General features: G+C 64.0%; 14 protein-coding genes, 1 tRNA gene and 1 pseudogene. 1 reads left to right on the top strand and 15 read right to left on the bottom strand.

Annotated elements, in window-relative coordinates; all coding sequences use genetic code 11:
- The 4 genes from ASG67_RS03990 to ccmC all read right to left on the bottom strand — a co-directional run bounded on the left by ASG67_RS03990 (nt 1) and on the right by ccmC (nt 3,688).
- A complete protein-coding gene (locus tag ASG67_RS03990) occupies nt 1–528 on the bottom strand; it encodes a redoxin family protein (RefSeq protein WP_056526488.1) in 528 nt (175 codons plus the stop codon).
- Nucleotides 525–2,441 carry a heme lyase CcmF/NrfE family subunit gene (locus ASG67_RS03985; protein ID WP_056525481.1) on the bottom strand — a complete coding sequence of 639 codons (1,917 nt, stop codon included), beginning with the start codon at nt 2,439–2,441 and terminating at the stop codon, nt 525–527. The genes ASG67_RS03990 and ASG67_RS03985 overlap by 4 nt, the downstream gene beginning before the upstream one ends.
- The gene (gene ccmE, locus ASG67_RS03980) at nt 2,431–2,865 is read right to left on the bottom strand and encodes a cytochrome c maturation protein CcmE (RefSeq protein WP_056525477.1); all 435 of its coding nucleotides are present in this window, start codon (nt 2,863–2,865) and stop codon (nt 2,431–2,433) included. Before ccmE ends, ASG67_RS03985 begins: the two co-directional genes overlap by 11 nt.
- A 97-nt stretch (nt 2,866–2,962) precedes the next feature.
- Nucleotides 2,963–3,688 carry a heme ABC transporter permease CcmC gene (gene ccmC, locus ASG67_RS03975; RefSeq protein WP_056526483.1) on the bottom strand — a complete coding sequence of 242 codons (726 nt, stop codon included), beginning with the start codon at nt 3,686–3,688 and terminating at the stop codon, nt 2,963–2,965.
- 183 nt (nt 3,689–3,871) lie between these two features.
- Between ccmC and ASG67_RS03970 the strand changes: the two are divergent.
- A pseudogene (locus ASG67_RS03970) lies at nt 3,872–4,827 on the top strand (IS481 family transposase).
- Here ASG67_RS03970 and ASG67_RS03965 read toward each other — a convergent pair.
- The 11 genes from ASG67_RS03965 to gspF form a co-directional block, all read right to left on the bottom strand.
- Complete coding sequence (locus ASG67_RS03965) at nt 4,824–5,873, bottom strand: Leu/Phe/Val dehydrogenase (RefSeq protein ID WP_056525472.1); 1,050 nt, start codon at nt 5,871–5,873, stop codon at nt 4,824–4,826. The pseudogene ASG67_RS03970 and the gene ASG67_RS03965 overlap by 4 nt on opposite strands.
- A gap of 27 nt (nt 5,874–5,900) precedes the next feature.
- A tRNA-His gene (locus ASG67_RS03960) sits at nt 5,901–5,977 on the bottom strand.
- Between the two features lie 48 nt (nt 5,978–6,025).
- Complete coding sequence (gene gspN / locus ASG67_RS03955; protein WP_056525471.1) at nt 6,026–6,751, bottom strand: type II secretion system protein N; 726 nt, start codon at nt 6,749–6,751, stop codon at nt 6,026–6,028.
- A complete protein-coding gene (locus tag ASG67_RS03950) occupies nt 6,748–7,224 on the bottom strand; it encodes a type II secretion system protein M (RefSeq protein ID WP_056525470.1) in 477 nt (158 codons plus the stop codon). The genes gspN and ASG67_RS03950 overlap by 4 nt, the downstream gene beginning before the upstream one ends.
- A complete protein-coding gene (gspL, locus tag ASG67_RS03945; RefSeq protein ID WP_056525464.1) occupies nt 7,221–8,303 on the bottom strand; it encodes a type II secretion system protein GspL in 1,083 nt (360 codons plus the stop codon). Before gspL ends, ASG67_RS03950 begins: the two co-directional genes overlap by 4 nt.
- The gene (gene gspK, locus ASG67_RS03940; RefSeq protein WP_156460620.1) at nt 8,300–9,271 is read right to left on the bottom strand and encodes a type II secretion system minor pseudopilin GspK; all 972 of its coding nucleotides are present in this window, start codon (nt 9,269–9,271) and stop codon (nt 8,300–8,302) included. The genes gspL and gspK overlap by 4 nt, the downstream gene beginning before the upstream one ends.
- Nucleotides 9,261–9,920: a type II secretion system minor pseudopilin GspJ gene (gspJ, locus tag ASG67_RS03935; RefSeq protein ID WP_082543277.1), complete on the bottom strand. Its 660-nt coding sequence runs from the start codon at nt 9,918–9,920 to the stop codon at nt 9,261–9,263. The genes gspK and gspJ overlap by 11 nt, the downstream gene beginning before the upstream one ends.
- The gene (gene gspI, locus ASG67_RS03930) at nt 9,917–10,306 is read right to left on the bottom strand and encodes a type II secretion system minor pseudopilin GspI (protein WP_156460619.1); all 390 of its coding nucleotides are present in this window, start codon (nt 10,304–10,306) and stop codon (nt 9,917–9,919) included. The genes gspJ and gspI overlap by 4 nt, the downstream gene beginning before the upstream one ends.
- Nucleotides 10,296–10,763, bottom strand: a complete 468-nt coding sequence (locus ASG67_RS03925; protein ID WP_235535031.1) for a GspH/FimT family pseudopilin — start codon at nt 10,761–10,763, stop codon at nt 10,296–10,298. Before ASG67_RS03925 ends, gspI begins: the two co-directional genes overlap by 11 nt.
- 10 nt (nt 10,764–10,773) lie before the next feature.
- Entirely contained in the window at nt 10,774–11,250 is a 477-nt protein-coding gene (gspG, locus tag ASG67_RS03920) for a type II secretion system major pseudopilin GspG (protein WP_082543276.1), read from the bottom strand.
- 18 nt (nt 11,251–11,268) lie between these two features.
- A complete protein-coding gene (gspF, locus tag ASG67_RS03915; protein WP_056525453.1) occupies nt 11,269–12,492 on the bottom strand; it encodes a type II secretion system inner membrane protein GspF in 1,224 nt (407 codons plus the stop codon).
- Between the last annotated feature and the right edge of the window lie 25 nt (nt 12,493–12,517).

Raw genomic sequence — 12,517 nt, 5'->3', positions numbered from 1 at the left:
TCACTGCAATTTCCGGAAGTCGGCGATGATCTCATCGACCTGCTCGGGTCGAATGTCGCCGACATATTGCCGCGCGACGATCCCCCTGCCGTCTATCAAAAACGTTTCCGGCACGCCGGACGAACCGAGCGACAATTGCACGGCGCTGACCCGGTCGTCGCCGATCCGCGCATAGGGATCGCCAACACGCGTTAGAAACCGGCGGATTGCCGGCGTCGTATCGCGGATCGCGATCGCGTCGATCGGAACGCCCGCCGCCTTCAGGCGCATCAATTGCGGGGCCTCCGCCACGCACGGCACGCACCAACTGGCGAACACGTTCAGCAGGCGCGGTCCCTGTCCCGCCATCGCCGCACTCGACAGACCCGGCTTGCCGGGGACGAGCGGTGGCAGGGAAAAAGTCGGCAGCGGCTTGCCGATCAGCGCCGACCTCACCGTCCGGTCGGCCGGACGGATCAAACCCGATGCGACGACGGCAAATAAAAGTGCGAAGCCGATCAGGGGCAGCCAGAGCACACGCCGCGTCACCGCCACACCGGCTCCGGCCGAGGACGACGGCGCGGCCGCACCCGCCCAAGTAGTGACAGTGCGCCGCCCAGTGCCACCAGCACACCACCAAGCCAGATCAGCGTCACGAAGGGCTTCCACCACAATCGCAACTGCCAGCGCCCACGACCATCCGTCACACCCAACACCGTATATAGCTGGCCATCCAGCACGGTCGCGATCGCCGACTCGCTTGTGGTTGTCGGTGGATCGGTGAAGGTGCGCGATTGCGGGTAAAGGCGCCGGGATCCGCCATCGCGGGTCACGGTCAGTTGAGCCTGCAACGCCGACCAATTATCCGCCACCACCGGCGAAATTCCGTCCAAAGTCACTTGATACGGACCGATCCGGGTTGCCTCGCCCGGCCTGAGCGCGATCAGGCGCTCAGAGGTGAAGGCCGCGTCGCACGCCATCCCCGCCAGCGACACCGCGATACCCAGATGCGCGATGACCATTCCCCAGGTGAATAGCGGCGTCCGGCGAAGATCGCGCTTCCACAAAGGTGCGACGCTTGCCACCGCAAGTCCCGTCGCCACACTCAGGCCCAGCAACGGCAGCACGCCGATCGGCATGGCGAACACGATCAGCCCCGCAAAGGCAAAAGCGGTCGCGGCGATCGGCCAAGTCGCGCGGGCGATCACCGCCTGCGCCTCATCCCGCCGCCAGCGGAGCAGCGGCCCCACCGCCATAATTGCCACCAACAACAACGCGATCGGTCCCGCGGCCTTGTTGAAGAACGGTGGCCCCACGGACAATTGCACACCAAAACCGGCCGCGACGATCGGATAGAGGGTGCCAATCAAAACGATACCGAGAATGACCGACAGCAACAGGTTGTTGGCCACCAGCCCGCCTTCACGGCTGACCGGATCGAATGTCGTCCCCTGCCGAACCGTTCCGATACGTGCCGCGAACAGCGCCAGCGCCCCGCCGATGTAGATGACCAGAAGAGCGAGGATGAAAGCCCCCCGCCGTGGATCGACCGCAAAGGCATGGACGCTGGTCAGGATACCTGATCGAACGAGGAAGGTGCCTAACATCGACATTGAGAACGCGACTACCGCCAGCATTACCGTCCACGCACGCAAGCCGTCGCGTGTTGCCAGCACTGTCACCGAGTGGAGCAACGCCGTCGCCGCCAGCCACGGCATCAGCGACGCGTTCTCGACCGGGTCCCAGAACCACCAGCCACCCCAGCCGAGTTCATAATACGCCCAATAGCTGCCCGCCGTGATGCCCAGCGTCAGGAATATCCAAGCGCCCAGTACCCATGGCCGCATAGCCCGCGCGAATTCGCGCCCCACATCGCGAGTCACCAACGCACCGACCGCGAAGGAGAATGCCACCGACAGTCCGACATAGCCGGCGTAAAGCGTTGGCGGGTGGAACGCCAAGCCCGGGTCTTGCAATAACGGGTTCAGCCCCATGCCATCGGCCGGTGCCGGCTCCAGTCGCGCGAACGGGTTCGACGCAAACAACAGAAATGCATAAAAGCCCAGCGCGATAGCGGCCTGTGCGCCCAACGTTGCGATCAAGGTGCGTTCCGGCAGCCGTCGCTCCAGTAAAGCTACCGCCCCGCCAGCAAGGCCGAGAATCGTCACCCACAGCAGCATCGACCCTTCGTGGTTGCCCCACGCACCGGCCACCTTGTACAGCCACGGCTTGGCGGAATGGCTGTTCGCCGCGACCAAGGCTACCGACATATCCGATCGCCAGAACACCGCGATCAATAAGCCCATCGCGATGATCGCCAACGCACCCTGGACCACCGCCACCGGCCGGACCGCCGACATCAACTCGCCACTGCCCTTCAGACCCAGCGCCGCCATGACTAGCTGCAGGGCAGCCAGCGCCGCCGCCAGCCACAGTGCGACAAGACCGGTTTCAGCGAGCAAGCGTCGTCGTTTCGTGCATCTTGCCGGCCAATTCTGGCGGCATGTATTTCTCATCATGCTTCGCGAGCAGATTGGTCGCTATGAATGACCCGGTGGATTGGAACTGTCCCTCTGCCACGACACCAGATCGTTCACGGAAAAGATCAGGGACAATTCCGGCAAACGTAACGGGGGTGGTGGCCCGGCCATCCGTGACGACGAAGTGTACGGTCACGCCGTCCGCCGCCCGTTTGACCGATCCTGCCTCAACCATGCCGCCCAGCCGTACCGCCCGACCCAGCGGCAAGCCTTCACGCTGCACATCTGACGGAGCGTAAAAGAAGGCGGCCTGATCCTTCATCGCCGATAGTGCAAGGAGGGCCGCAACCCCGATGGCGGCCAGCGCCAGCAACACCAATGTCAGTCGCTGATTCTTCGCTCTCATCGCTCAGCCTGCTTCATCGCGAGATAACTGACGACGGCGAGTATGGCAGCCCCGCCCAGCGTGATCGCGTACGCCGCAGCGACGAATGGCCATGGGTTCATATGCGAGCCATCCGCCGCAACCGCGCTTCGGCCTTCGCCGTCGCCAGCATCGTCCTCATCCGCATCAACACGATCCCCGCGAACAGGAATGAAAAACCTGCCAGCATGATCGGCAGCGGCCAGAGGATCGATCCGGCAATAGTGGATTTCGTCAAACCGATGCTCGGCCCCTGATGCAGCGTATTCCACCATACAACCGAATATCGGATGATCGGCAACAGGATCGTTCCGGCCAGCCCGAACAGCGCCGGCACGCGACCATCGCCACCGCGGTCGTTATCAGCACGGGCCAGCGCGATATACGCGGCATAGACGAAGAAAAGCAGCAGCATCGACGTCAGCCGACCGTCCCATTGCCACCAAGTGCCCCAAGTCGGTCGCCCCCAAATCGATCCGGTGATGAGGCAGATGCCCGCGAACACCGCTCCAGGTACGGCGATCGCTCGCGCCGCAATCGTCGCCAAGGGATGCCGCCAGATCAAGAGCGCCACCGATGACAGCGCGATACCGCTCCACCCGCCCATACCCAGCCATGCGGCCGGCACATGGATATAAAGGATGCGTACCGTCTCACCCTGCAAATAATCCGGGGGTGTCTGGGTAAGACCAGCCCAGCAGCCGATCGCAATCAAGGCAATCCCGAGCCCGACCAGCACCGGCGTCAGCGGCCGGGCGATCGTTAGGAAGCGCGCAGGATTGGCAAAGGCATGAAGCGTGGGCACGATGCGCAAATGATTACGGCAGATTTTTGCCTTCGTCACGCGAGAGTTGCGTCATAGCCTCAACCAATCGCCACACCCGCGATAAACCATTTTTTTGTGGCGGCGCAGCAATGTCGAAGGGCCTAGGTGTTTGATCCCACGGTTTGATGGTGCGATCTTTTCGTTGGAATGGAAGGAAGCCATATTGGACAGGTAGGTCATGGGAGCGCCACGACCACGCACACCGTCCGAGCAGCAATACAGCGATCGCAAGCTTCGCTCGCGACGCTGAGCCGGGAGCTTGGGATCAACCCCAAGACGGTGGCGAAGTGGCGGAAGCGGGCGACGGTCGAGGATTTGAAGACCGGGCCGAAGGCCCCTCATTCAACCACCTTGTCCGAGGCTGAAGAGGCGATGGTTGTGGCGTTCCGGCGGCACACGCTGCTGCCGTTGGACGACTGCCTCTACGCATTGCAGCCGTCGATCCCGCACCTGACCCGGTCAGCGCTACACCGCTGCCTGCAGAGGCACGGCATCTCCCGCCTGCCGGATGTCGAAGGCGACAAGCCGAAGCGACAGCGCTTCAAGCGCTACCCGATCGGCTTCTTCCATATGGATATCGCCGAGGTTGACTGCCGAAGGCAAGCTCTACCTGTTCGTCGGCATCGACCGCACCAGCAAGTTCGCTGTCACCCAACTGGTTGAGAAGGCTGACAGGCGGACAGCGTGGGAGTTCCTTGAACATTAGCTGAAAGCGGTACCGTACCGCATTCACACGTTCCTCACCGACAACGGCATCCAGTTCGCCGAGCAGCCGCGTAATCGCAACACCGCCTGGTAGCGCCAGATGCGCTTCGACATGATCTGCGAAGCCAATGACATCGAGCACCGGCTTACCAAGCCGAACCACCCTTGGACCAATGGTCAGGTTGAGCGGATGAACCGCACCATCAAGGAGGCGACCGTCAAACGCTTCCACTACGAGAGCCACGAGCAGCTACGGACGCACCTTGCCGACTTCATGGCTGCGTATAATTGCCCGCCGGCTGAAGACGCTCAGCGGCCTCACGCCTTACGAATACATCGCCAAAATCTGGACGTCAGAGCCGGACAGGTTCATCGTCGATCCGATCCACCAAATGCCGGGACTAAACATCTAGCGCCCGATCAGTCGCCGCGCGATCTGGTCGGCCACATCGGACGCCGGTAGACTCGATCGGTCACTCTCGGCCCAGACTTCGTTAAGTCGGTCGGGTATGGTCGCGATGCGTGTCATTACCTCGGCCTCGTCACCATGGCCGAGATATTCGAGACCGACGTTGATGATGCCGCCCGCATTGATGACATAGTCGGGTGCATATAGAACGCCACGCTCATGCACGCGCAACCCATCGGCCCGCGTGGCAAGTTGGTTGTTGGCGCCGCCGGCAATCACCTTGGCCTTGAGTTCGCCGATCGACTGCTCCGTCAGGATCGCGCCCAATGCATTCGGACTGAATATGTCGACGTCCTGCACCAGGATCGCCTCCGGCGGCACAGACGTCGCTCCAAGTTCGCCAGCGAGCGCCTGCGCGCGGCCTTCGTTCACGTCCGCCAATGTCAGGATCGCACCGTCTTTTGCCAACAGCCGGGCCAAGCCGCCACCGACGGAGCCCAGGCCCTGAACGGCGACACGTACGCCCTTCATATTAGTCGCACCCAGACCACGCGCAGCAGCCGCCTTCACACCCAGATATACGCCATGCGCCGTGTAAGGTCCTGGATCGCCGCCCGCCGCACCGCTCGCCACCGGCAATCCAGAGACGTAGCGCGTCTGCCCGGCGATCACCTTCATCCGCGCTTCGGACATGCCGACATCTTCAGCGGTTACATATCTCCCGCCAAGCGACTCGACGACACGACCAAAGGCCTCCAGTTGATCGGTGGTGATCGTATCGCCGAGGTTCGCCGCCAGCACGACCCCCTTTCCGCCGCCAAGCTCCAAACCGGCCATCGCATTCTTGAAACTCATGCCGCGCGACAAGCGCAGTGCATCGGTGATGGCGCGGTCGCTGTCGGCGTAATGCCAAAAACGAACACCGCCCGCAGCAGGGCCAAGCTTGGTGGAATGGATCGCGACAACCGCCCTCAACCCGGAGGCGGGATCGGTGAACAGGTGGACGCCTTCATGGTCGTCGAAATCGGGGAAACCCCAGTCATGGGTCATCGCGAATGTCCGGGGGAAGAGAAATAGTGGGGCGACCGACGGGACTTGAACCCGCAACTTCCGGCATCACAAGCCGACGCTCTAACCAATTGAACTACGGTCGCCGCGAAGGTTGGAGCCTCTAGCGGCACGACCCGCCGACCGTCAAGCGGTCACAGACTTCCTTCAACCGAAAGAGCATAGCCGTCGCTGCCGCGAACGAAGCCCACCGCCTCCAGCCGAGTCGCGGCGACAGGGTCGCTTGGCCGGATCGACAGGTCGGCACGATAGCGTCCATCGCCACCGATACGCAGCGTGACCGACTCCGTTCCTGCCTGACTTGACAGCGGCAACACCAACGCGCCCGCATCACACCGCGCCACGCCAGCGACGGAGGGCGGGACGCCAATACCGGCAACATCGCCCGTCAGCGCCGCACGCACCCTTCCCTCAGCCGCAACGCAGCGATCATCCTCGAACCGTACTGTTACCTCATCCAAATCGAGACTGGTGACCGGCAACGGCTGAAACGCCCGTCCAGTGGCGATCCGAGCGGTCATGCTGCCGATGCCGTAGCCATGACGGCTGACAAAAGCATTTCCCGACAGCGGCGGCGCGCCTGTGCCGCCCGGCCCGGTCAACATCATCGTCGCTCGTCCGGCCAGCAAGGGAAGCGGCGACAAACGGGCGGACAGATCGCCCATCGCCAGATCGCCAAACCGCGCCTCACGCAAGGTCGATCCCCAGATCGTTCCTGTAACGGATCGTGCGAGCAATCCTTGTTCGCCCGCGCCCGCCCAACCCAGCACCAGTCGCATCGGCAGAAATACGATCACGCAGATGAGCAGCATCGCACCAAACAACACGGCCGGGGCGGTGGAAAGTCGAATACGCCTCATGCCGCCCGCCGCCGCAATACCAGCCGACCGGCCACGGTACGGTCGCCGTTATCAGTCAGGGCCGCGCTCTCCACGACGATCCCGGCTCGTTCCAGTCGAGCCAGCCATGCGGTCAGGGCCGAGCCCTTTGCAGACTGGATGGAGATCTGAACGCCGTCATTGCCGTCCGGATCGAGACTCGCGATCGGAAGCCCGGCCTGATCGGCGCGGGCACGCACCGCATCCGCCAGCGATCCCGTGAGAAGCGGTACCCGCGCCGCTCGTGCGTCACGCAGCGCATCCACCCGAGCCGCGGTTTCGCCGAAGCGCACGACCGCCGCCGCATGCCGCTCCCGCGCGCCGGCCATCATATCGCTCATCGGCCGGATCACGAGTCCCCAGACGATCGTGATCGCTGCCAGCGCCGTCATCACCAGCAGCAACCGCTGCTCGCGTTTTGATCGGCCATCGAACCAACTACGCAGTGTGGTCATCGGGCGCGCACCGTCATGTCGCCGGTCACCCGGCTGCCGGATGCCTGAAACACGCTGGCCTGTACGGCAAAGCCCGCCGCCTCCAGCGCGCGTTTCAGATCGGTCGCTAGCGCCTCACGCTCCGTCGCGACGGTCAGGCGCAGTTCGCCATTGGCGGCAAAATCGATCGCGGTCACTTCGGTCCCCGGAACGGCGCGGACCGCCGCGAAGGCGGCGGCGGTCGTGGTGGAGAAGCCCAACCCCGGCCCGATCACGCGGCCCGTCCGTTCACTCAGCTGGCGATCGGCGTCGGTGACCGTTTCGCCCCGCGGCAAGCCTGTCGCAGCCAGAGCATTCGCCCGCGCCTCCAGCGCATCGGCTGCAAAGCTGTATTTGGCCAGCCGGACAAGCGAAATCGCGAGCGTCACGCCGACGATCGCCACACCCAATACCGCCAATCGCCGGATCAATCGCCAATCGACAGCCAAGCGACGCCGCCGGGCGAACATCCCTTGCCGCAGATCGAGGGATGGCGATAGGGCAGCAGCGGCAATCGCCTGATCCAGCGGTTCATGCGTCAGAGCGGTCAGAGAATGACCCATTGTCACCAGCTCGGTCAGCCGCGTCTCATCGGCGAAACCGCTCGTCCTTCCCCTCACCAGCGCCTGTCCGGCAATCGTCGCCTGCCAATATCCTTCGTCCGGGCGGGGCAACAGCATCGGAGCCGGCACCATAGCAACTGGATCGACACCAACACGCGCCAACATCTCGAGCCAGTCTCGCATGGCCGCCGTTCCGACAACAGCGATCGGCCGGTCGGTGCCGTCCGATTTGTCCTCCTGTCCGATCGCGACGTGCAATTCTCCTGGCGGGGCGGCGCTGGCCTCGGCGGCGAGGATGCGCGCGGCGGCTGTCGCCTGCGCGATGGAACGCGTCGGAAGGTCCGCCCAATGCAATGTCACCGCATCGGCGGGCGCGACGGCGATCACCGGATCTTCGCCAGCGGGAATACCCTCGCCACGCGCCATTAGCCCAACATCGCCGAATCGCATCCAGCGAAAGCCGATGTCACCGGCAGGAAGGAACAGAAGCGTGGTCATGTATCTTCCCCCCATTGCCGCGCCACGAGCCGCACGGGAAGCCTTGTCGCATCAACCAATGCACGTTCTTCCAGCTGCGCCCCCGGAATTGCCACATCGATCGCCAGATTGAACCATTCGGAACGCGTCCCGAGCTGGTTCGCGCCATCCGTTGGGGAGCCGGTCCCTTCCCAAACCTGTGCGGGATTAGCCCAACCCTGCAAGGGACGGCGCAGCAGCATCTGCCGCGCGGCGTTTATCGACACGGTATCCTGCGCCAGCATCGCGAGTAGAGGAGCCTGTTCAGGCAACAGCGTGTTGACGTTCATCCGTGCCGGTAATGCCTGCGGCAAGGTGCATATCCAGGGCCGGACCTGCGCGTAGATTTCCGGCGTCACCCCGGCGATCGCGCGCAATTCGCTCGGGTCGCCCATCAATGTGCCCGCGGTGCGATATCCGACCTGCTGGCCGGTATAACGCGCATCTTCCGCCCCGTTAGCTTGCTGGTCAGTATCGGTGTCGATCCAGTCGGAGGCACCCGCCGCAATCTGATCCGCCACTTGCGTGGGAACACCGATCAACCGCATCAGTCGGGTGAACTGCGCTCGTTGCACTGGATTGCTGGAAAAAACGCTGCCGGTTCGCAGCACGAGCCCGTTTAGATTGAAGCAATTGGCGCCATCGGTAACACGCGCGGTGGCCATGCCTCCGCCAGGCAGTGGAAATCCGAACGGTTTCCCGCTCCATCCGCCAGCAAGCGTCACCCGCTGGCGATTAGCGTTCAGCAAGCCGCCGATCCGTACCCCCGCCATTGCCTCCGCCGCCACGGCATAGGCACGAATCTGCTCAGTGTTGGCAGCATTGCCGGCCAACCGCGTCGATAGCCGCAGCTTCTCCAGTGCCGCCCCCGCCATCACCGCGATCACCGCAACCAGCATGAGCACGGTAAGCAATGCCGCACCACGCTCATGGGGCGCCTCAGTTCGCACCGGGGTTTACCGGCGGCGGTGTGGACGTAGGGGTGGCGCCGGGAGGCGATCCCGGCAACGTGCCTGTATAGCCGGTGCCGACAAGGAACATGGCGCGGTAACCTGGCCGCTCGCCCCGATCGAGCGTCAGTTCGACCGCCTGCGGCAGTGGAACACCCGCTGCTCCATCCCACCGGTCGCTCCAGGCGCCGGCATACCGATATCGCCAGCGCAGGCTACGTACCTCCGCGAGCATCGTCGTCGGCGGCAACGCCACCGCGCCGTCGAGATGTGGATAGCCGATCCGTACCAGCGAGCCATCCGAGATCTGCCAGAAGACCTTCTGCTCGCCCGCCCGTGCGGCCGCGTCGATATTGGTCCAGCCGCCGCGCACCAGTTCGAGCGTCGCCGCTTCGCCGACAAAGGCCGGTCGCAAGGTGCCACCTTCATCACGCGCGGCACGGGTATTCGCCTGGGCAAGGTCCGCCGACAGGGCCGAGACGGTCCGTGCCAGCGCCGATGCATCGTCCAGCCGCGTAGCAGTCGCGGCCTGGGCCCGGATACTGAACGACAGGATAGCGACACCGGCAGCGGCAATCATGCCAAAGATCATCAGCGCAACCATCACCTCGACTAGGGTAAAGCCGCCCTCTGACCGGGTACGATTCATGATGGCGCGCCAACGACCGGCGCCGCTGCGCTGGGCGGTCGGATCATCATGATGCGGCCGACTATCTGTCCGGAGCGGCTGGCGACCGCGACGTCGATCCGCACAACGGTGGGATCGCCGGTTGGTGATACTTGCCGTGTCCAGCGCCACGCGCGGCCGCCGTTCACTTCGGCTCCGCTGGTGCGGCCCGGTGCGGGCGGCTGTGCCTCGGTCAGCGCATCTAGCGCGACGTTGCGAGCCACCATTTGCGCCACCATCGATTCGTCGATCAGGCCGGCGCCGCGCACGGTGGCGCTTTCCAGCCGGAGAAGCGCCAGCACCGCAAGGCTGAACACCGCCAGCGCGACCATGATCTCGATCAGCGTAAAGCCGCGCTCACTGCGCATCGGCACGCACCTCGCCATCCGCGCCGATCCGGATCAGTGCATCGACGCCACTCCGTGTCAGGCGAATGTCGATGCTGCGATCCGCGATACCGGTAGGGTCGAAGGTGACGCGCACCCGTCCGCTTGCGTCCGGCAAAATCGCGCGGGTATCTTCCGACCATCGCTCCACTCGCAGCGGCTTTTCCGCAACTGGCCGCCATGTGCCGCCCAGCCGCCGGTCAAAGCCATAACCGCCGCCGGTCACCCACAGGCTGACGGGCCGCGCCTCGACCACCGCGATGTCGCGAGCGGCGCGGACGCGGGCGGCAAAACGCAATCCTTCGTCGAGTACCCGTCCGCGCGGATCAGGCATCGCGAACGCCGCCACGGCGGACGCCAGACCGATAATGGTGATGACGACCATCAATTCGACCAGCGTGAAGCCGCCCTGCCGCGCGTCGGCGCGAGCGGGCGACATCAGGGGGCGGTTACTGCCAGCTACCGATATCGGCATTGATCCCCTCGCCGCCTTCCTTGCCATCTGCGCCATAGGTCCAGACGTCGGCTTCACCATGCTGGCCAGGCGAGGCATAGAGATACGGTCGACCCCATGGATCGTCGGGCAGGCGCTTCAGATAGCCGCCTTGCTGATAACGGGACGGATCGGCGAGGCCGGAAGGCGCCGTTACCAGCGCCTGCAACCCTTGCGTGGTCGTCGGGAAATTCACGTTTTGAAGTTTGAACAGCTCCAACCCACCCTCGATCTGCGCGATGTCGGCCTTCGCCTTCTGTATGCGCGCGGTATCGCCCGATGGCAGCACGTTCAGTGCGACGATCGTGGCGAGCAGGCCGATAATGACGATCACGACCATCAATTCGACCAACGTGAAGCCTTGTTCGGCGGACCGCTTTACGGGCTTGAGGCCGGTTTCGCGGCGGTGGTTCTTATTCGATTCGGTACGCATGAAACCTCTCATTGGCGCCTATCCCCCGGCCAACGTGTTGAGCTGGAGGATCGGCAACAGGATCGATAGCACGATCGTCGCGACTATACCGCCCATCACGACGATGATTGCCGGTTCCAGCAGCGACAGCGCTGTGGCGGTGAAACGATCGAACTCGCGTTCCAGATAATCGGCCGCGCGTTCCAGCATCTCGTCCAGCCGCCCTGCTGCCTCGCCCGACGCCGCCAGATAGGTGAGCAGCGGCGGGAACACCCCTGCCCGCCGCATCGCCGCCGACAGGCTGCCACCCCCACGGATCGCATCAACCAGATCATCGGACGCGACGCGCAACCGACGATTATGGATCGTTCCGGCCGTTAGCGTCAGCCCTTCGAGAAGCGGCAATCGACTGGCGACCATTGTGCCCAATGTTCGCGCCATCCGTGCGGCGTGGAGATCGCGGAGCAATCGTCCGAGCAGGGGGATGCGGAGCAGCCAGCTGTCGAACGACAGGCGGATCGCCGGCTCCTTCAGCAAACGCCACATCGCGACCCCGCCCAGCGCAAGAGCCATGAGCGCCACCCACCACCAGCCGACGAGGAAGTCCGACAAGGCGATGACCATCCGCGTCAGCAGCGGCAATTCCTGGCCCACCGTGTCGAACTGTTCGACCACCTGGGGCACGACGAACATCATCAGCGCGGTGACGACACCCAGCGCGACGACCGCCAAGATGGCGGGATAGGCAAGCGCGGTAATCAGCTTGCCGCGAATCTCCGCCTGCCGTTCCAGTAGCGCAGCCAGCCGGTCGAGGATCGTCGGCAGCGTGCCCGAGCTTTCGCCTGCCGCGACCATCGCACGGTATAGCGGCGGGAAACTTTTCGGCTCACGCGCCATAGAATCGGCCAGCCGCCGCCCCTCGACTACGCCGGCATGAACGATGCTGACGATGCCGCGGACATTGTCCTGCTCGGTCTGCTTCGTGATGGTGCGGAGCGACTCCTCCAGTGGTGACACGCGGTTGAGGGTCGCAAGCTGACGCGTGAACAGCGTCAGATGCTTTACGCTCATCTTGGCGCGGCCTAGCTGCAGACCAAAGAGCGGGCGGCCGCGCACTGTCGGCGGCGATCCGGACTCGATCTTGACGACGTACAGTTTCTGCCGGCCCAGCGACACGCGCGCGGCATCCAGATCGGGCGCAGCGACATGACCGCGCTTTTCCGCGCCGCGCGTGTCGATCGCGATGTAGTTGAAATCAGCCACCGGCTATGCTGCGCTATAATCGACG

The sequence above is a fragment of the Sphingomonas sp. Leaf339 genome, assembly GCF_001426195.1.
Classification (GTDB): domain Bacteria; phylum Pseudomonadota; class Alphaproteobacteria; order Sphingomonadales; family Sphingomonadaceae; genus Sphingomonas.
Note: the sequence above shows the minus strand (reverse complement) of the source record. Positions and strands in the feature narration are given on the sequence as shown.